Genomic DNA, 17,582 nt, shown 5'->3' with positions numbered 1-17,582 from the left:
CACTCGGATAACGGCAGTCCGATGAAAGGAGCTACCCTGCTTGAAACGCTGTACAGTCTAGGCATAACGCCCTCAAGAAGTAGACCGCGCGTAAGTAATGATAACCCGTATGCAGAGTCTGTGTTTCGGACCTGTAAGTATCGACCAAACTATCCCGTAAAGGGCTTTGAATCGATGTCAGAGGCGCGTGAATGGGTATTGCAGTTTGTACACTGGTACAACTCCGAACACCGGCACAGCGGGCTTAATTTCTTAACACCCAATCAAAGACATAAGGGGCAAGCAGAACAAATTTTTGAGCACAGAAAACAGGTCTACGAAACAGCGAGGCAGAACCATCCGAGTCGCTGGTCAGGGAAGACGAGGGATTGGAGTTTAGACGATCAGGTATGGCTCAATCCAGAAAAAGCGCCAATTTCGGCAACTGCTGAGGAGCAGTGCAATTAGACTCTATTAAATTTCAAGAAGGTGCGACAACTATATTGACAAACACCGGGATGGGGACCAGCATGTTTCTTCTGTGGTAGCCCACTTTCCTCTCAACATTACCTTTTTCATGTCCGGCATTCACATTACAGAAGGCCGCTTCAAACCGGTAATGCTCCATAAATCTCAAAAAATCTTGGGTCAACTGTCGTCTGTCTTGTTTCATTACTTGCACGACCATGGTACTTGCATTGTCGAACCAGATTCTATGTGGAACCCCACGGATGTGTTCAAAAATGGCAAGAAGTCCTTCAAACAAACATTCTTGATTTTCTCCCTTAAAGAGCTGAAAATAGCCCTTGTTGCTGTATGGAAAGGATAAATTTAAATATTTCCCGCTGTAGAGTCTTCCGTTCTCGTAATATTCGGCATCACCAAAGTCAGCCTGAGCTTCACCGGGAATATGCTCTAGTGGAAGGTAACCTGCTTTCTTTCCGAAGATCTCTTTTTTCCTCTGCGCCACATATCCTGCTACCGTCCGATAGGAACAGTCAAATTGATCGCCGTATTTCTCTAGCAGTCTGTCATAAACTCGCTTTGCTGTATGCCGCTGTTTCCGTTTAGCCTTTTTATCCTCCTCCAGCCATTCATCAATGTCTCCCTTAAATGGGCTAAGCTTTGGGAATTCCGACTCTTTTTGTACTTGAGGTTGATCTTCATTCCAGTTCTCTTTTTCAAGATACATCCTCACGGTTTTCCGATCATGCCCGGTCTCCCGTGAGATCTGTGAAATGCTCTTTCCTTCCTCAAAGTACAATTTCCTGATATTATGTACTTGGGTCATTGTAAGCAACCTCCATTCTCCTCCTTATAGCCTATATCTATTTCCAGCTACAAGGATATGATTTATGGTTTGGTGCCTGCAATGGCCTCTTTGCAATTATGGGGAATTCTTAGTTGCAAAAGTGGGGAATTTTATTTGCAACTTTGTCCATTTTCATTATGCAATAAACATGCCTGGCATGTTTGCTAAAGAAGGCAAAGAGCTAGAGAAAATGCAGTCCAATTACGAAAAGCAGATCGAAGATCTTTATGCTGAGATTGGCCGCCTGACCACGCAATTGTCGTGGCTCAAAAAAAAAATCTGGCCTCCATGACTAGAGAGGAACGGATGGCTTTAATTGATTGGGAGAACCCCGAATTGCCGATTAAGACGCAGGCTGAACTCCTTGGTTTAAACCGTTCGAGTCTGTACTACAAGCCTAAAGAGCCATCACCGGAAGAAATTGCGTTGAAGCACCGGATTGATCAAATTTACACTCAATATCCGTTCTACGGCTCTCGACGGATTACAGCCCAATTAAGACTAGAGGGATTTGTGGTGAACCGAAAAGCTGTTCAACGGCATATGCGAGAAATGGGGACCTCCGGTATTTGTCCCGGTCCTAACTTAAGTAAACGTGATCAGCAGCACCGAGTCTATCCTTATTTGCTCAAGGGGTTAGCCATCCTCTATCCCAACCATGTGTGGGGTATTGATATTACCTATATTCGACTTCAACGAGGCTGGATGTATCTTGTAGCCATCTTGGACTGGTATTCACGCTATGTCGTGAGCTGGGAGTTGGATCAAAGTTTAGAGATCGATTTCGTCTTGGAAGCAGTAAAACGTGCCTTAGGTCAACATAGACCGGTAATTCTTAACAGCGACCAGGGGAGTCATTTTACAAGTCCCCAATATATTCGACTGCGGCTTCCCCTAGTTCGCCTTCCCTTTGGTCAGGCTCACTACGGGGCTACGTCCTCTGCCACCATTACTGTTCCACCTCATAATACCTACCTTAAATTATTAAAATCCGTGTCTTGACGATGGGGTCCACCTTACAAAACCGTTACACCACCTTGGGCACGTTCCAATAGTTCGTTTACGTTTTTATTTGAAGCTTATGTTGTATCGCTTGCGCGCGAGATGCCTGTTAATGCAGTAGCCCGTATCGTTGGCGAACATGATACACGTCTGTGGCGTGTCATTCGTTATTACGTTGATGACGCACGTTCTAGAGTCAGCATGAAAGATGTCGTTTCTGTTGCTGTAGATGAAACTTCAGCTGCAAAGGGACATTCCTATGTAACCGTATTTACTGATGTGGAACAATCGAAAGTTCTATTCGTGGCACCTGGAAATGATCCCCATACCCTCGATGCGTTCAGGCAAGATGTGCTTGCGCACGGAGGAGATCCACTTTCGATTGAACAGTTCTGTTCTGATTTATCACCAGCTTTTATCTCTGGGATTCAAAAGCATTTTCCAAAATCAAGCCTTACGTTTGATAAATTTCATGTCAGCAAGTTACTGGGAGATGCAGTCGATCAAGTAAGGCGCAGTGAACAAAGATCGCGACCCGAATTAAAACGCTCTCGTTACGTTTGGCTTAAAAATCCATCCAATTTAACGGAGGAGCAGCAATCGCAGATCCAACAACTTAGTAAACTGAATTTGAAAACCGCAAAGGCGTATCAGATACGCCTTACCTTTCAAGACTTCTGGAAACAACCAAAAGAGAATGCGGAAGCATTCCTAAAACAATGGTACTTCTGGGCTACACATTCCAGATTAGAACCCATCATAAAGGCGGCAAAAAGCATAAAGAAACATAAAAAGGGAATCATGGAATGGTTTAAATCTAAAATCACCAATGGTCTGTCAGAAGGATTGAATAGCCTCATACAATCTACCAAACGAAAGGCAAGAGGTTACCGTACCATTGAAAACTTTATTACCATGATCTATCTGACCTTAGGAAAGCTTGATTTTCAGCTACCCATTTAATTTAGCGAAGAGGCCGAAAATTGATTTACACAACGAATATGATTGAAAGCTACAACCGTCAGTTGCGAAAAGTCACAAAGAGAACAACGATGAAGCACTACTCAAAATGCTGTACCTTGCGACAATGGACGTTCTTCGTAGATGAACCTGACGCGTGCAAAAACTGGGGATAAATCCTGCTGCAACTCACTGTACACTTTCCAGATCGTGTACAGGTTCACTAAAGGACTTTACATGGAGGGGGGCATGATAGGCTACTAAGTCAAGCGATGCTCACTTTCCAGCATCGCCCAATAGCGAGAAATCATGCCCGCAGAGGCTCCATGTCAAGTCCGGCAGGCATAACCGAGTTTACACAAAATTCTTGACAGTCTCTGGGTTCACTTCATTTAACGCTTACATCACTTTCAACCCAAAGTCTTACATCCTCCAACAACTTAGAATAATTTACTTTTGTAAAATCGGTTACATCCACTTCATATAACTTTCCTAATTCAAAAGTGTCATATCCTCTGGTTGTACTTCTTTTTATAAATTCTTCATAGGTCAATAAATTATCTGCTTTACTTCTATCAGCTAAATAATCTCCCTTTTTGTAAGAAGTTACAATATGACTCAAATGCCTTACCGGGTCCAAATCCCGCTTCTTTTGCCGCTCAAACAAAACATCTAAATCGGCAATAAGCCGAATCGTAACAACCTTATAACCATATTTTTCTACTAATTGCTGAATATGAGGTTTCTGTTTCTGACTAAAAGGGTAATCAGATAGGATATTGCTTCCTGCTTGCATTTGATATTCCATTATTTCATAATATTTTGCCCAAGCGATCTTTTCTAATTCCTGCTTTTCTTCTAAATTATTATAACCATACAAATCACAATAATATTCTTTCAACTCATCCTGTGAAAGCATATAAAATACGCCTAATCTTTCCTTGATAATAGTACTCAGGTATGTTTTTCCTGTTCCTGGTAAACCTGCTAGTAAAATCAAGACTTTATTCATACCGTTCACCTCATATTTTGCGAATAAAGAAAGAGCACAAGGAATTCCCCGTACTCTTCTTATATGATCATCATTTTCTATGTTCCTTATAAAATAGACCAACGTACTTTTGTCATTATATTACTTTATTGAGATGCCCACTTTTATTCATGAAGATTTCAATTTTATGTTTTACAATCTCTTTTACTGCCTTATTACATGGAATGATATTATGACGTAAGGATTTATTTTCTTTTGTTTCTGCAAATGTTTCTTTCGCTGTTTTGGTCCATGCTACTAGCAGCTCAGTACCTACATTAAATTTACGAATCCCATTATCAATTAATTCATGAATATCCTTCTCTTTAACACCTGTACCCCCATGAATCACTAAAGGTACATCTACGACCGCTTTAATTTCTTTTAATAGTGGTATATTAACTTCTGTTTTAGATTTATATTGACCGTGATTAGTACCGATGGCAATGGCCAAAGCATCTACCCTAGTTGCTCTAACAAACTCTACGGCATCTTTTGGATTTGTATAAACCTTTTTATCATCATCTACATGAATCCCTTCTTCAGTACCGCCAATTGTCCCTAATTCCCCCTCTACGGATACACCGTGTTTGTGTGCATATTCTACTACTGCACATGTCTTCATGATATTTTCTTTGAATGGTAAATGAGAACCATCAAACATTACCGATGTATACCCTTTGTCGATTGCCTCTTTAATATCATCAAAATCTCTTGCATGATCCAAATGCAAAACCACATCTACCATTTCTTTTGTGGCCATAGACTTACATACGGCAACTAAGTTTTCATGACCAATATATTTCGCAGTATCTACACTTGTTTGAATAATAATAGGGGCCCCTTCCTCTTTCGCTGCACGTATCATATCAGGTAACATCTCTAAATTATGTGCATTAAATGCCCCAACGGTATAATTCAATTCCTCGGCCTTACGTGTTACTTCCTTTAATGTAGTATACATAATCTATCATTCTCCCTTTTTCCTATTCTTTTTTAAAGCACCCCGCGCGTAACATCTTTAGAAACCTGCATCATTTGATCCATTTTCTTTAGATAGATTTGTAATAATTCATCATCATTTGCTTTTGCTGCTTCTGCACGCTTCTTGTTATATAGTTTTAATAACGTCTTGTAACCAGCACCTACAGATTTTTTCTCCTGAATACTTTTTTCTAACGCATCAATAGCTTGATCTTCATCACCAAGCTCATGAAACGCTAAGCCAATCTCTTCATAAAGTTTCGATTGTGCCTCCCGGTCTGCTTGATTTACTTCTTCTTTCTTCAAAGAGATAGTATTTAATAATTCTTCTTTACGTTCTTCTGTTAAAACTACTTTTTCTGTTACTTCTTTTTTTATCTCACTATCTTTCTTTTTTTTAAATCCAAACATTACGTAAACCTCCTTCTATCTCACCCTCTACTCTAGAATACTTTTAAGATTGGACCAATAATCCATGCATATAGTAATGCAGCTGTTACGGTATCCACATCTGTCGCTGTTGCATTGACAAATCCCATATGAGTGAAAATGTTGACTAACAGTGCCGGTAATAGCGTTATGAAGAAGCCATGAAAAATACCGCCAATAATCGCTCCGCGGCGTCCGCCTGTTAAGTTGCCAAAAATCCCGGCCGAACCACCCGCGAAGAAGTTGGTCAGCATTCCTGGTAAAATCATCGCTAAACCAAAGACAGGTAATACAAACATGGCAATAATAGAACCAATCGTCGTTGTGATAAATCCTAAAATGACGGCATTTGGACTATAGGGAAACAGGACCGGACAATCCAGCGCAGGCACCGCATCCGGAACCAAACGCATGGCAATCCCTCTAAATGCCGGAACAATTTCACCCAGCAATAAGCGAACCCCTGCTAATAACACATACACCCCTACTACGAATTGAACAGCTTGTAAGAAGGCAAACATTATATAGTTGGTATTTCCAGATAATGTAGAACCAAACTTTTCGCCTGCAAACGCTGCCGTAATGATAAAAAGAGGAACCATAACTACCATGACGGATAGATACGTGTCTTGTAAAAACTCTAATTGAGAAGGTAATTTCAAATCTTCAACCGATTTTTTCTTTTCACCCTTTTCACCAAATAGTTTGGCTACACCTGCTTCAAACACATACCCAATGGTGCAGAAATGTCCTAAAGCAATTTCATCCATACCAGTAATCTTACGTACAAATGGCTGTGCAATCGCCGGCATCGCTACTGCAAAGACGCCGCCAACGAAACCACCTACTAAAATCAATGCAGCACCACGTAACCCTGCAACGTAACCAAACACCGTTGTCATAGTAGCCATCCAAAGAATAGCCTGACCGGTTAGAAAGATGTATTTCCATTTCGTGAACCGCGCAATTAAGATATTAAAAACAAAAATAGCTAAGAAAGTTAATGCGATATCACGACCTAAACCTAATTGATTCATTGCTTGACCGTTAATAGCTTCAATCGAAGGAATAATTCCCTGCATATGGAAGCCTTTGGTAAAAATCTTACCAAAATAGGTTAAACTGCCAACGATAATACTAGAACCTGCTGACAATACCTGAAAACCTAACATTGTTTTTAACGTACCTGAAATAACCTGCCCCACTGATTTCTTTTGCAAAATCAATCCCGACATAGCAATCAAAGCGATTGTGACTGATGCCTGAGTCAAAATATTTTGAATAATAAAGTTTATTACGCCCATTTTTATCCCTCCAGTTCTCTCCTGCTATTATTAATCAATTAAGCTATAATGCCTTTTTCCTTTAATACCGGCCTGATTTTTTCTTCAATCTCTGGTTTAGATACAATATTTTTTAAATAAACAATGGTCGTTTGTTTAGGATCAACGGAGAATTTCTCAAATTGAGATTGGAAATTCTTGGCAGTGATAATAATATCCGGTTTTGCTGATAAGGCGGACGAGATATCACTATGATCCAGCTTTGCATTTACACCTAACTTACTTAGCACATCCTCCGCAGCCATTTGACAAGCAAAGCTACTTCCTAAACCTGCTCCACATACAAATAAGATATTTATCTTTTTCATGTCACTCTCTCCTTTAATCAATTATTTTCATTTTTTGTGCTATATATTTGTTTGTTGCTATTAAATCCTTTGTTTTACTAAATACATCCTCTAAAGGAACCAATACGGCCTTCCCATCTACAAGGCCTACCATCCTGTCTGTAGTCCCTTTTACGATTTCTTCCGCTGCTGCTAACCCTAACTTGATGGCATCCACTATATCTGCCCCTATAGCATCTCCTGCCCGCTGGGTATAGCCTAAAATGGAATATCTCACACGCTTATTGAGGACTTTCTCCATCTCAGTTCCAATTTCAAAACTTGCCCCTTGCTTTCCCCGTATCCAGTCTCCGTTTAAGGTATTGGATTCACAATTTAAAACGATAAACTGCCCTTGTTTTTCTAAACATTCTTTCGCTCTCTGCAATAATTTCTCCATGTCAATAGGCAGCTCCGGAAGTAACACATAATCAGCACCCCCTGCAATCGCCCCGCCTAATGCCAGTTGACCTGAATGGCCGCCAAAGGTTTCCACCATGAAAATGCGATCCGGTAAATTCATTCCAGTTTGCCGCAATCTCCTCACTGCATCGGCAATATAGTGACAAGCGGTATGATAGCCAACAGTATAGTCTGTGCCATAGATATTGTTATCAATTGTCATAGGTATCAATAAAGTACTCATGTCTTCTTTTGATAACAGGCTAGCCCCTTTACCTGAACCCTCGCCGCCGCAAACTACTAACCTATCAAACTCATATTCTTTTAATTTACTTACAATTTCTTCTCTGCCTTCTTTTGAAAAGGTCCTCTGCGATCTTGCTGTGCGTATTAAAGCATTTCCTGTATGGATATGTTCCTTTACTATCTTCTCTGTTAATCGAAATGGTTCATTTTCACATATCCCATCGTACCCGCCATGAAACCCCCACAACTCAATTTCTTCACATGTCAAGATCCCCTCAAACACAGCATTGATACCACTTGAATCTCCACCACTTGTTATAACCGCTACTTTTTTCACTACATCACTTCACTTCCATATAACACCTGATTAAATGTGTTCACATCTTGTGCTGTAATTAACTGATCTAATTTTTCTTCATCATTAATTAACTCAATCAGATTTTTCATCATATTTAGATGCGAATAAGAATCCACTGCGGCTAAACAAAAAACAATTTTCACCGGATCATTATCTTGATTACCGAAATTTACCGGTTCCTTTAACGTCATGACACTAATGCCTAATTTATTTACCCCATCTTCCGGACGTGCGTGTGCTAATGCTAAATGCTTCCCTACCACTATATAAGGCCCAAATTCTTCAACAGACTTAATCATGGCGTTTATATATCGCTCTTCAATGACCTCTTCTTTTACTAAAAGCTGGGCAGCTTTCGTGATCGCCTCTTTCCAATCCTTACATACTTGCTTTAATAAAATGTTTGAATCCTTCAAAATATCCTGCAACATTGGCTGTATCTCCCTTGTATTAATTTTCAGATGATGTTCTTTAAAAGTCTCTTCTACTTTCTGATAGCTTTCCTGCGTGACCGTACCGCCGCTTTCTACAATCAACGCCAGAATATCCTGCAGCAGCTTTGTCGCATCTAACTTATTGGATACGGTTCTTCTCTTATCCTTATTTTTGAGTAAAAATGCTTTTACTTCCTTCTTATCACTTTCCCTTAAAATTGGATTAAGTAATAAAACAGGTTTTTTTGGATAATCAATTGAAATTGTAGTAAAGACTAAATCTACATCCAACTTGTCAATAAAGGATAATTCATACGAACTTAATACCGCTACAATCTCTATATTGAACTGCTCTTTCAAATTCGCAGCCAACAGCTTTCCTGTTGAAATCCCATAATTACAAAGCACAACCGCTTGATAAACATATTGTTCTTCTTGCTTCATCTGACTGGCTGAAGTTGAAAAATAAATCGTCAAAAACCCGATTTCATCTTCTGATAATGGTTTCTTGGTGTAGTCCTCTATTTGCTTTCTAAAGCAAGTGACTGCCTGATAAATATCTGCATAGGACTCCTTAACCGTGTCTTTCAACGGATTAAATACCTGTAAATCGTTCTTTGCCCTGCTTAATAACCCTGTGATATGCTTATACAAACCTTCATACAAATCTTCTTCTCTCTGAGAAAAAGGGATTCCGGTGACTTTCTCTACATGCTCGATTAATTGAATGGTTAATAATTGTGCTGTACCCCAGTCAAATGAATTATTCATATCTTTTGGATTGAACGATTCGATTGTAAAGGTAATATATTTGATTTCATTTAATGATGGATATAAACCAAACTCCATACAGATGGAATCAACAAAATTTCTGACAGGACCTTCTTTTATCTCGGCTCTAACTTTTGCTAATTCACTAAGGGTATTTCCTTCTTTTATTCGTCTTACCCATATACCTAAAAATAAAATTATCTGATTACGATACACATGATTAATCTCTACTCTGGACTTTTCCAAGACGTCATCATAAAGTTCTCCAATGACCTTTAATACTCTCGTATCTAAATAATCCAATACAAGTTTATCTGCAAAGGTAATCACTGCATCAGTATCTCTATACCCCATTAGATAATCAATATCTGTCATACTATTAATCACGTCGTACAACATGGATCGTATTGACCGTTCATACCCACGTAATACAATTCCCTGCTTTGGTAAACTCACTACAGAAATGGTATAATCCTTTAAGCACAAACGAAGCTTTCGCATATCCTCAACCAACGTACTTTTCGATACCTGTAACTTCTCTTCCATTTCATATAAAATTGTAGTTTTTGTGGTATCTACAATATCTAAAAGTAATGCAAGAAAACGCTCATTTGGCCGAAAATAATCTGTTTCCCTGTCATCACCAATTTGTGCCAGCAGCTTTTCACGATCTTTATCAGACAGGTCTAATTTCAACCCTTTTCCTCTTGTCGTAGTAATGGTCGGATAATTATTTTCAGCCAAATATTTATTAATCAGAACCAATTCGTTTCGCAAAGTACGTTCACTAATATAGAATTCTTTACTTAAATCTTCGCAAGTTAAATAGGTATTTACTGTTAAGAATCTTGTAAAAACTCGTTGTGTCCTTTCTTTCATTGGATTTAACTCCTTTCTTAATTTGATTGTATTTTGTTATATTCAAAATGTTTAGTACATCTTTTTGCAACTTCAATCCGCAAAAATGTAAGCGTTTAACAAATTTTTATCAATCTACAAGTCAAACATCCTTCGACAAAAATTGAGAAAATATCTCGAGGAAAGAACAAACGCACTATGGAAACGTTTTGAATGGATTTCTGATCATATCGATGATCTTGAAGGAGTGAATGTAGATATCCGTAAACTCCGTATTGATAGCTTAGAAAAATTGTTCCAGAAGAGGCAAGAGATTTCAGTTTATCCATGCTTCCACGAGTCGCCCTCCAAATGAAGATGAAAAAAATATTTTAATGGCAACCATTATGGCTATATGGGTACCTCTTAAGCCCCGTAATTAACATGGACAAAACCTCTTAATCTAAAGATAATAAATATTGGGAGGGATTTTCATGGTACGAAGAAAGTTTTCTGCAGAATTTAAAATGCAAGTCATTCAAGAGTGCTTAGAAACAGGAAATATCTCAATTGTTGCGAGAAAGCATGAGGTGGGATCTAACGTGATTGGACGTTGGGTTCGTGAATATAAAGAGCAAGGTACTGTTCCGCCAACCAAAGGACGTCCCACCCGTGTCACCGATATAGAGCATCAACAACTGCTGCAGGAACATGAGCAGATTGGGCAAGAAAACGACCAGTTAAAGAAGTTATTGGGTGAAAAAGACTTAGAAATAGCCATTCTTCGTGATTTAGTAAAAAAGCAAAACCCTCACTTGCTGAAAAACTAGAAGTTGCAGACAAGTGGATCAAAGCCGGGTATCAAGTATCTCTGGTATTACGCATAGTTGGGGTAGCAAGATCCACGTACTATAATTCAATACAGCCAAAATCCGAGAAAGCAGAGAAAACGAAATCAGGTGCTGGACGACCACTACCTGGATACTGTCTGACGACATCGGGCAAAAAAGTTTCGGATGAGCAGACAAAAGAATGGATCATGGAAGCAATCGCAAGTGACGAATCCGCCTATGGCTACGTGAAATTAACCCATTGGCTACGAAACGAGCATCAATTGGTCATTAACAAAAAACGGGTCTATCGGCTATGCAAGGAACTCGAAATACTGAAACCACAACGCGTGATAAAAAGCAAACACCCACGGAAACTGGCACGCAACCGAGATATTACGGCACCCAATCAGCTCTGGGAGGTCGACATCAAATACGGGTATGTTGCAGGAGAAGACCGATTTTTCTATATTCTCTCCTATCTGGATGTATTTGATCGACAAATTGTTGACTATCATATCGGATTGCGGTGTGAAGCGAAACATGCGGTCCAGGCGTTGCAACAAGCATTGATAAAAAGAAAACAATGGAAAGCCGAAGATAAGCCAGTGATTCGCTCGATAACGGGCCACAATTTGTGAGTCATCGTTTTGGGGAGTCTTGCAAGGAATGGAAGTTAGAACACGAAAGAATTCCACCTCGCACTCCGAATATGAATGCACACTGTTGGGCGCAGCGAACCGTTTACAGTGAGGGGAAAATCGAGTACAAACGTTTTTTCATCTGCATCCCTTGCACAACTTCTGATGTTGTCCAAATCTTGAATAATATCAACTGACTGTTGTTGTCTTTCAATTACATTAACTAAATCCTCTAAAGTAGGTTTATTTAGCCCAGTTACCTTATATTTGTTCTCAAGTAAGAATAGAACTTCATCCTTTGTAACCGACCTAACCAAAGTAGTCAACTCTTCTATTGAAGAATCTTGTTCTAGTGGAATGGCATTCTGCACCATTTTTATCCTCCAAATATAAATCCTAATTCTAATGAAACTCTACTATAATAATTTTTCAAAAAAACGGCACCATCGAATAATCATATGATGCCGTTTCTCTTGTTGCTTTGCAAATCTTATGTCTGCCTTGTTAACAGGAAGATTTTTATTAACTTTTATCAAAATCCCATACTTTACAATAGCGAATAAAAATTCGAATTTTAGTATAAAGATTTTTCTTTCACTTTATATGATCTGTTTTTCTCGACTTTTACGAATTGATTCTCCTCTTTTATGATCCGCCACATTTGCATAATTATTAATTTAAACAAATAGAATTCACAAATGTAATTAATTGTGAAAAACTGTCCATTTAATTATGACACAAATCCAATTAATTATGACAAATCACAGACTGGATCCTATTTTTCATTTATCTACCTTAACTGCACTTGGAATAGCCGCAGGATTCGCAGTGTTTGCAGCCTTCTTCCGCTACAAGCGCCGCTGCTCCGCATTCAGGGCAAAGGTCAAGTCCTTCCCGGTAAATATCGCCGTCTTCATCTGTATCATGGGTACGGGGAGCCGAAGGTGTGTAGGGAAGTTCGCTGGCGGATGCAATGACATCCTCTTCATCTCCATCGAGATAAAACTCGATTGCTTTAGCTACCGCATCCGGGATAGAATCTACACGGTTTACGCCGAAGCCAACCGCGCCGGAACCACCAATCCCTTTCAGATGCTTAATCAAAAGGCGCGCTTTATTTCCGTCCGGAAGTTCCCCGAAGCGGAGGAATAGGGTGGATACGCGGCCAAGGGCTTCGGACATCGCAAACACATCACTGCCCGCTTTCCCGACATTTACAATCACTTCAAACGGAGCACCGTCTACTTCATTCACCGTAATGTACGCTTTGCCAAGAGGTGTTTTCATTTTATATGTAGCACCTTTTAAGCGGAGCGGACGGCGAAGGTAATCTTTTGTAGGCGGCTCTTCATCCAGATCGACATCAGGAGAAATTTTTTGTGCGCTCTCTGCAGGTTTTGTTTCTTTCTTATCTTTCTTGTCGTCTTGATCCTTCGTAGTCAGAACCTGAACATCGCGGCTGCCGTCGCGGTAAATCGTTACCCCTTTACAGCCAAGGTCAAAGGCAAGTTCATACAGCGCTTTTGTATCTTCCACCGTAAAGTCAGCCGGTGCGTTCGCCGTCTTACTAATGGAGCTGTCGACCCATTTCTGGATAGCTGCCTGCACCCGGATGTGATCTTCGGCGGTTAAATCCATCGCACTCACGAAATAATCCGGCAGCTTGTCCGTATGGTTTTGTTCCAGCCATTCTTTTGCAATCGGCACATACTGCTTGTCAAATCCAAGGCGGCTTTGCCGGAAGAATTCAAAGGCATAGAAAGGCTCAATTCCGGTAGAAGTGCCGACCATTGTTCCTGTGCTTCCCGTAGGAGCCTGTGTAAGAACGGTCACATTCCGCATGCCTTTCTTTTTAATCGTGCTGCGAACTTCATCGTCAAATTGCTTCATAAATCCGCTCTGCAAGAACAAATCGGCGTCAAACTGCGGGAAGCTTCCTTTTTCCGCCGCGATTTCCGCTGACGCCAGGTAAGATTCACGGGCGATAAAGTTATACAACTTGTCCAGGAATTCAAGCGATTCCGGGCTGCCGTAGCGGATTTTCAGGTGGATCATCATTTCCGCCAGACCCATCGTACCTAAGCCGATGCGGCGCTCGCCTTTCTGATTCTTTTCGTTTTCCGGAAAGTGGTACGGAGTTGCATCCACCACGTTATCAAGGAAACGAACCGAGTAGCGGACCGCGGTCGAAAGGTTGTCCCAATCCACTTCACCGTCTTTGGTGAATTTCGACAGGTTAATGGACGACAGGTTGCATACCCCCCACGCCGGCAGCCCTTGCTCCGCACATGGATTTGTGCAGATAATCGGGTTGAAGTACCAGCTGTTGGACATCTGATTGTAGTATTCCATGAAGACAATACCAGGCTCGGCGGACTTCCAGGCCGATTCAATAATCGTATGCCAAACATCACGCGCACGAACGGTTTTATATACCTTCACTGCTTTGCCCGCTTTCACCCACTTGTCGAGGTCGCCGTCCCAGATTGTATCATAGTCCGGGTCTGTCGTATCCGGGAATTTAAGTTCCCAGTCCAAATCTTCTTTGACAGCTTTCATAAACCCGTTGCTGATGCATACGGATAAGTTCGCATTTGTAATCATGCCCATATTTTGCTTAACAGTAATGAACTCAAGCAGATCGGGGTGATAATCATTCATCATAAGCATAAGGGCTCCCCTCCGACTCCCGCCTTGTTCAATTAATCCCGTCGTATAGCTGAACAATCCGCCCCAGGATACAGAGCCGCTGGACGAACCGTTTACGCCGACGACAGGAGCCCGGCGGGGACGCAGGCTTGAGAGGTTAATTCCAACACCGCCGCCGCGAGCCATAATCTCGGTCATCTGGCTCAGCGTTTCCATAATGCCGCCACGGCTATCGTGTGGAGATGGGACAACATAACAATTGTACAGAGTTAACTCATCATTGGCGCCGGCGCCGGCTGCAATCCGCCCCCCGGGCACAAGTTTCCAATCATCCAGCAGTTCGCGGAACTTCTCTGTCCATTCCTGCTGTTTCTCAGGCGTTGTTTCTACCGAAGCGATGGTGCGTGCCAACCGATCCCACATTTCTTCCGGAGTTTTCTCAATGGTTTTAAGCGCTTTATCGGCCTCAGACGTTACCACGTCACCATTGCGCAGTTTCACGTGAAGAACGTTCCCTTCGTGCGCCTCAACGACTCCCACTTCTTTTTTCGGGAATTTCGGATCATCTTTCGTTAAAACAAGGACAGTATCACCAACCTTGATATTTTCGGGATGCGTATCTTTTAGTGCATACCTGTCCAAAAATATTTTCTCGCTTAATCCTTCCAGCTTGGATTTTGCTTTTTTTGCTGTCATTGCCTCCATCTTTCAACCTCCAATAGGGATATATACGGATTGACCGTATGTTATCCAATTTGATACATTTGATAAGTGCTCTTTCAGTCTACAGTAAAACTGGCAATCGAGTCAATATATTGTGTGTTTAATTAACAATACCACAACATATAGATAACATAACAGCTTTCCGGAACATTTCCGCAAACTTTTTTAACCGCTACCGTTTAAAATTCCACGAGTCATTTCCGTAGCGTTCTTTAACAAGCTGCTCGGCTAACTCTCTCTCCTCTTTCGTTAACTCATCATCCACCAGTTCTATTTGAAGACCTTTCGCAAATCCTTCTCGAAATGCTTTTTTCGCTTCCTCTATAGTAAGCAGCTTCTCTCTTACATCGTTAATCGCAACCGCTTTGTCTAGAAAACTCCTTTTCAAACGCTCTTTTACCCGTTCATTCGGAGTTTGGATGACGTCGAACAGCATATCCACATCCAAATCAAGCAGGATCGATCCATGCTGAAGAATCACCCCTTTTTGCCGCGTTTGCGCGCTGCCCGCTACTTTTTTCCCTTCGACAATGAGTTCATACGAGGATGGTGCGTCAAAGCAGGCGGCCGAAGACGGCTCAGCATATTTCGTTTTATCCCCATCGGGCACAGCAAGTTCAGCGTTCAGGCCAATCGCCTTAAACCCTTCCAACAGACCCAGGCTAATCACGCGATAAGCATCGGTGACACCGGATGGCATAGCCGGGTGGCTTTCCGATACGATTAAGCTGTAGGTAAGCTCTTTATCATGAAGAACGGCCCGGCCCCCTGTCGCCCTGCGCACAAAACCAAGCCCGTACTGTTTGACTTTGTCCATATTGATTTCTTTATCGACCTTCTGGAAGTATCCGATGGAGAGTGTTGCCGGATCCCACGTATAAAACCGAATCGCCGGTCTTGTTTTCCCCTGACTATGTAAAACGAGCATTGCTTCATCTATTGCCATATTCATGGCCGAAGAACGAACGCCTGAATCAATAAAACGCCATTGTTCCATGTCAATTTCTCCTCATAAATGAAATGATTGAAATTCTATTGTAACATAGTCCTTCCTGTTCTTCTTGTTTCTCGAGTCCTTAAAGTTTCTTCCGATTTTTTAGAAAAATTTATTCTCTTAGGTTTAACGAAAGACGACAGAGGGTAAATGAATTAGACAACCCATTCCACGAGTACAAGGAGGGACTAACATGAATGATGACAGGTGCATTTATTGTGGTGAAGAGTTGGTACTCTGGGAAAAAAATCGTTCTTACTGTTCAAGATGCAGAGAATTAGCGGAAGTTTCCTATGCGGACGATGTTTATTATGGTGAAGGGGAAGAACCCGAAGAATTTATCCATTGACCTGACAGCCAGCCATCGCATGTTTTCACAGCATATATTGAGGTATATAAGAACCATTGGACAAAACGCTTTATTTAGGAGCCGATGGTCGCTTTTTCCGGGCGGCCATCGGCTTTTTTTGGTAGATAAGAAAGCATAACTTTCTTATCTACGTAAGTGCAACTAAGGCCATCGCCAGCGCCTTCGGCTTGGCGCTAGCCACGTTTTCGCTTACCGCAGGAGCGCAAAACTTTTCAGCAGCTTCCCATACTCTGCCTCGCTCAAGGCTCCTTTTTTTATCCAGACATCATAAGCACGAGGTTTTTTTAAAAGAAACGTGTGAAATTCATCCCCCTGTTTCTTCCCGCTTATTGCGTCAGAGCGGAGTGTGTAGCGAGAAGCGGGAAGGATAAGCCTGGTTACTTTCCGCTTTTGTATAACCTGGCTGTGGTTGGGCAGGAGATTCTGCATCGTTTGATTATCGTAGTAGCCAAGCACCTCTACCCCGCCGACCGTTTTCCCACTCTTTTTAAATACGAGCATGTTCCCGCTGCCTTTTACAACGATAATCTCTCCTGGCAGTTCCAGTTTATACAATCCTGTTTTTACGGTTTGTCCCTGTCGGGCGGCGGGTTTTGCTGCTGCACTGTGAGTCGGAAGGACGGCTCCCCCAACGGCAATTCCACTCAAAACCGTGCAGCATATAAGAGTTTTACTTACTTTCACTGCGATGGACTTTTTATTCATAATAGAAAACTCCTTCCTTGTTTATCGTATTTTTCCTCTTCCTTTCTTAACGAGAAATTTGCCTGTTTCGTTGCACAATTTTAAATTTTTTTTGTAATGTTAAATGTGTTTCTCATCTGCATCTGAATAATAATAATAATCATCACTAGTGTTGCATAAATGAATACAGAATTATCAGATTTACATCTTCCTTAGTTATAAGCCAAAAAGGTAAACACTATAGTAAAGGTCGTTCTGTCCATTTGGTATTTTTATAC

15 protein-coding genes and 4 pseudogenes are annotated in these 17,582 nt (G+C 41.1%); 7 read left to right on the top strand and 12 right to left on the bottom strand.

What is annotated here, in order from left to right; genetic code table 11:
* Window positions 1-447 (top strand): integrase core domain-containing protein (locus H525_RS23520; RefSeq protein ID WP_035100562.1); only part of this gene is annotated, 447 nt, incomplete at its 5' end.
* A gap of 31 nt (window positions 448-478) precedes the next feature.
* Here H525_RS23520 and istA read toward each other — a convergent pair.
* A pseudogene (gene istA / locus H525_RS23515) lies at window positions 479-1,270 on the bottom strand (IS21 family transposase); the annotation flags it as partial.
* A 208-nt stretch (window positions 1,271-1,478) separates the two neighbouring features.
* Here istA and H525_RS23505 point away from each other — a divergent pair.
* The 3 pseudogenes from H525_RS23505 to H525_RS28510 form a co-directional block, all read left to right on the top strand.
* Window positions 1,479-2,167 (top strand): annotated as a pseudogene (locus H525_RS23505) (IS3 family transposase); the annotation flags it as partial.
* Window positions 2,168-2,326: 159 nt separating this feature from the next.
* Window positions 2,327-3,256, top strand: a pseudogene (locus H525_RS23500) (ISL3 family transposase); the annotation flags it as partial.
* A 14-nt stretch (window positions 3,257-3,270) separates the two neighbouring features.
* Window positions 3,271-3,429: pseudogene (locus H525_RS28510) on the top strand (IS256 family transposase); the annotation flags it as partial.
* Window positions 3,430-3,641: 212 nt separating this feature from the next.
* On the opposite strand, the gene H525_RS0109585 reads toward H525_RS28510, so the two are convergent.
* The 7 genes from H525_RS0109585 to H525_RS0109555 form a co-directional block, all read right to left on the bottom strand.
* On the bottom strand, window positions 3,642-4,265 hold the full coding sequence (locus H525_RS0109585; RefSeq protein WP_027416026.1) for a P-loop nucleotide/nucleoside kinase family protein: 624 nt from the start codon (window positions 4,263-4,265) through the stop codon (window positions 3,642-3,644).
* Between the two features lie 115 nt (window positions 4,266-4,380).
* Window positions 4,381-5,247, bottom strand: a complete 867-nt coding sequence (locus tag H525_RS0109580) for a class II fructose-bisphosphate aldolase (RefSeq protein ID WP_027416025.1) — start codon at window positions 5,245-5,247, stop codon at window positions 4,381-4,383.
* 32 nt (window positions 5,248-5,279) lie between these two features.
* Complete coding sequence (locus H525_RS0109575; protein WP_027416024.1) at window positions 5,280-5,678, bottom strand: hypothetical protein; 399 nt, start codon at window positions 5,676-5,678, stop codon at window positions 5,280-5,282.
* 32 nt (window positions 5,679-5,710) lie between these two features.
* Window positions 5,711-7,000: a PTS sugar transporter subunit IIC gene (locus H525_RS0109570; RefSeq protein WP_027416023.1), complete on the bottom strand. Its 1,290-nt coding sequence runs from the start codon at window positions 6,998-7,000 to the stop codon at window positions 5,711-5,713.
* Window positions 7,001-7,038: 38 nt separating this feature from the next.
* Entirely contained in the window at window positions 7,039-7,347 is a 309-nt protein-coding gene (locus H525_RS0109565; RefSeq protein WP_027416022.1) for a PTS sugar transporter subunit IIB, read from the bottom strand.
* Between the two features lie 13 nt (window positions 7,348-7,360).
* The gene (locus H525_RS23495; protein ID WP_051330932.1) at window positions 7,361-8,350 is read right to left on the bottom strand and encodes a 6-phosphofructokinase; all 990 of its coding nucleotides are present in this window, start codon (window positions 8,348-8,350) and stop codon (window positions 7,361-7,363) included.
* Window positions 8,350-10,455, bottom strand: a complete 2,106-nt coding sequence (locus tag H525_RS0109555; protein ID WP_027416021.1) for a BglG family transcription antiterminator — start codon at window positions 10,453-10,455, stop codon at window positions 8,350-8,352. Before H525_RS0109555 ends, H525_RS23495 begins: the two co-directional genes overlap by 1 nt.
* A gap of 452 nt (window positions 10,456-10,907) precedes the next feature.
* On the opposite strand from H525_RS0109555, the gene H525_RS0109550 reads away from it, so the two are divergent.
* Together H525_RS0109550 and H525_RS23490 are read left to right on the top strand one after the other, a co-directional pair.
* Window positions 10,908-11,243 (top strand): transposase, encoded by a 336-nt coding sequence (locus H525_RS0109550; protein ID WP_027416020.1) that lies wholly within the window; start codon window positions 10,908-10,910, stop codon window positions 11,241-11,243.
* Between the two features lie 17 nt (window positions 11,244-11,260).
* Window positions 11,261-11,884, top strand: coding sequence for an IS3 family transposase (locus H525_RS23490; RefSeq protein WP_342664283.1), 624 nt, complete (start codon window positions 11,261-11,263; stop codon window positions 11,882-11,884).
* Window positions 11,885-11,919: 35 nt separating this feature from the next.
* Here the strand turns inward: H525_RS23490 and H525_RS25510 are convergent, their stop codons facing one another.
* The 3 genes from H525_RS25510 to H525_RS0109535 all read right to left on the bottom strand — a co-directional run bounded on the left by H525_RS25510 (window position 11,920) and on the right by H525_RS0109535 (window position 16,253).
* A complete protein-coding gene (locus tag H525_RS25510) occupies window positions 11,920-12,258 on the bottom strand; it encodes a hypothetical protein (protein WP_051330930.1) in 339 nt (112 codons plus the stop codon).
* Window positions 12,259-12,679: 421 nt separating this feature from the next.
* Window positions 12,680-15,238, bottom strand: coding sequence for an adenosylcobalamin-dependent ribonucleoside-diphosphate reductase (locus H525_RS0109540; RefSeq protein WP_425387673.1), 2,559 nt, complete (start codon window positions 15,236-15,238; stop codon window positions 12,680-12,682).
* Window positions 15,239-15,428: 190 nt separating this feature from the next.
* Entirely contained in the window at window positions 15,429-16,253 is an 825-nt protein-coding gene (locus tag H525_RS0109535) for a lipoate--protein ligase family protein (RefSeq protein WP_035100542.1), read from the bottom strand.
* Between the two features lie 190 nt (window positions 16,254-16,443).
* On the opposite strand from H525_RS0109535, the gene H525_RS27235 reads away from it, so the two are divergent.
* Window positions 16,444-16,599: a hypothetical protein gene (locus H525_RS27235; protein ID WP_155837217.1), complete on the top strand. Its 156-nt coding sequence runs from the start codon at window positions 16,444-16,446 to the stop codon at window positions 16,597-16,599.
* 210 nt (window positions 16,600-16,809) lie between these two features.
* Here H525_RS27235 and H525_RS0109525 read toward each other — a convergent pair whose 3' ends face one another.
* Entirely contained in the window at window positions 16,810-17,325 is a 516-nt protein-coding gene (locus H525_RS0109525; protein ID WP_027416017.1) for a hypothetical protein, read from the bottom strand.
* Window positions 17,326-17,582 lie beyond the last annotated feature (257 nt).

Origin of the sequence: Aneurinibacillus terranovensis DSM 18919, assembly GCF_000430625.1 — a bacterium.
Classification (GTDB): Bacteria; Bacillota; Bacilli; order Aneurinibacillales; family Aneurinibacillaceae; genus Aneurinibacillus_B; species Aneurinibacillus_B terranovensis.
This window is presented reverse-complemented; position numbering and strand designations above follow the sequence as displayed.

Coding starts and splice junctions, on each gene's coding strand:
- H525_RS0109550 (WP_027416020.1), top strand. CDS start 10,908: ATGGTACGAAGAAAGTTTTCTGCAGAATTTAAAATGCAAGTCATTCAA.
- H525_RS0109565 (WP_027416022.1), bottom strand. CDS start 7,347: ATGAAAAAGATAAATATCTTATTTGTATGTGGAGCAGGTTTAGGAAGT.
- H525_RS25510 (WP_051330930.1), bottom strand. CDS start 12,258: ATGGTGCAGAATGCCATTCCACTAGAACAAGATTCTTCAATAGAAGAG.
- H525_RS0109540 (WP_425387673.1), bottom strand. CDS start 15,238: ATGGAGGCAATGACAGCAAAAAAAGCAAAATCCAAGCTGGAAGGATTA.
- H525_RS0109575 (WP_027416024.1), bottom strand. CDS start 5,678: ATGTTTGGATTTAAAAAAAAGAAAGATAGTGAGATAAAAAAAGAAGTA.
- H525_RS0109570 (WP_027416023.1), bottom strand. CDS start 7,000: ATGGGCGTAATAAACTTTATTATTCAAAATATTTTGACTCAGGCATCA.
- H525_RS27235 (WP_155837217.1), top strand. CDS start 16,444: ATGAATGATGACAGGTGCATTTATTGTGGTGAAGAGTTGGTACTCTGG.
- H525_RS0109555 (WP_027416021.1), bottom strand. CDS start 10,455: ATGAAAGAAAGGACACAACGAGTTTTTACAAGATTCTTAACAGTAAAT.
- H525_RS0109535 (WP_035100542.1), bottom strand. CDS start 16,253: ATGGAACAATGGCGTTTTATTGATTCAGGCGTTCGTTCTTCGGCCATG.
- H525_RS0109585 (WP_027416026.1), bottom strand. CDS start 4,265: ATGAATAAAGTCTTGATTTTACTAGCAGGTTTACCAGGAACAGGAAAA.
- H525_RS0109525 (WP_027416017.1), bottom strand. CDS start 17,325: ATGAATAAAAAGTCCATCGCAGTGAAAGTAAGTAAAACTCTTATATGC.
- H525_RS0109580 (WP_027416025.1), bottom strand. CDS start 5,247: ATGTATACTACATTAAAGGAAGTAACACGTAAGGCCGAGGAATTGAAT.